The 1,447-nt window shown below is 29.3% G+C and carries 3 protein-coding genes; 1 reads left to right on the forward strand and 2 read right to left on the reverse strand.

The features are described from left to right. Positions 1–471, forward strand: a 471-nt coding sequence (locus HMPREF3182_RS03840; protein ID WP_235808644.1) for a protein rep, incomplete at its 5' end; no start/stop codon positions are given. A gap of 72 nt (positions 472–543) precedes the next feature. On the opposite strand, the gene erm(C) is transcribed toward HMPREF3182_RS03840, so the two are convergent. Both erm(C) and ermCL read right to left on the reverse strand, forming a co-directional pair. Then, positions 544–1,278 (reverse strand): 23S rRNA (adenine(2058)-N(6))-methyltransferase Erm(C), encoded by a 735-nt coding sequence (gene erm(C), locus HMPREF3182_RS03845; RefSeq protein WP_002457017.1) that lies wholly within the window; start codon positions 1,276–1,278, stop codon positions 544–546. A gap of 60 nt (positions 1,279–1,338) precedes the next feature. Then, positions 1,339–1,398, reverse strand: a complete 60-nt coding sequence (gene ermCL / locus HMPREF3182_RS07555) for a 23S rRNA methylase leader peptide ErmCL (RefSeq protein WP_014158491.1) — start codon at positions 1,396–1,398, stop codon at positions 1,339–1,341. Between the last annotated feature and the right edge of the window lie 49 nt (positions 1,399–1,447).

Genomic DNA, 1,447 nt, shown 5'->3' on the forward strand with positions numbered 1-1,447 from the left:
GACCTGTCCCTTGTCTTTTTTAAACGAGCCACGAGAGCAAATCCCCCTTTTTATAACACTGAAAACTATGTGAATCAAAAGCAATGGATTCAATTTTGGAAAAGAGCTATGAAATTAGATTATGATCCAAACGTTAAAGTCCAAATGATTCGACCAAAAAATAAACATAAATCTGATATAAAATCAGCCATTGATGAAACTGCAAAATATCCAGTAAAAGATACAGATTTTATGACTGATGACGAAGAAAGAAATTTGCAGCGTTTAGCTGATTTGGAGGAAGGACTTTATCGAAAAAGATTAATTTCATATGGTGGTTTATTAAAGGAAATTCATAAGGAATTAAATCTTGATGACGCAGAAGATGGCGATTTAATACATACAGATGATGAAGAAAAAGCAGATGAAGATGGCTTTTCTATTATTGCAATGTGGAATTGGGAACGGAAAAATTATTTTATTAAAGAGTAATTCAACAAAAGGGCCAAGATTGTTTAAGCAAAACAAGACAAGTTAAGGGGTGCAGTTTACGCACCCCTTAACTTACTTATTAAATAATTTATAGCTATTGAAAAGAGACAAGAATTGCTCAAAGCTAATATTGTTTAAATCGTCAATTCCCGCATGTTTTAAGGATTTGTTAAATTGATTCTTTGTAAATATTTTCTTGTATTCTTTGTTAACCCATTTCATAACGAAATAATTATACTTCTGTTTATCTTTGTACGATATTCTTGATTTTTTTCTATTTAATCTGATAAGCGAGCTATTCACTTTAGGTTTAGGATGAAAATATTCTCTTGGAACCATACTTAATATAGAAATATCAACTTCTGCCATTAAAAGTAACGCCAATGAGCGCTTTGTATTCAATAACCTTTTAGCAAACCCGTATTCCACGATTAAATAACTCTCATCAGCTATACTTTCAAAAACAACTTTGCGTATTATATCCGTACTTATGTTGTAAGGTATATTACCAAATATTTTATAGGATTGGTTTTTAGGAAATTTAAACTGCAATATATCCTTGTTTAAAACTTGAAAATTATCGTGATTAACAAGTTTATTTTCTGTAGTCTTGCATAATTTATGGTCTATTTCAATAGCAGTTACGAAATTACACCTTTGTACTAATTCAAGGGTAAAATGCCCTTTTCCTGAGCCAATTTCAAAGATATTATCATGTTCATTTAAGCTTATATTTGTCATTATTTTATCTACATTACGTTTCGAAGTAATAAAGTTTTGACTGTCTTTTATATTTTTTTTGTTCATTATAACCCTCTTTAATGCGGTTATAATGAATTTTGCTTATCAACGATTCATTATAACCACTTATTTTTTGTTTGGTTGATAATCAACTGTGTTGATTACAAAAATACTAAAAATGCCCATATATTAATTCTCCTTAAATAATTATAGCACAAGCTCTGATAAATAAGAA

It is taken from the genome of Megasphaera hutchinsoni (genome assembly GCF_001553405.1).
Taxonomy (GTDB): domain Bacteria; phylum Bacillota; class Negativicutes; order Veillonellales; family Megasphaeraceae; genus Megasphaera; species Megasphaera hutchinsoni.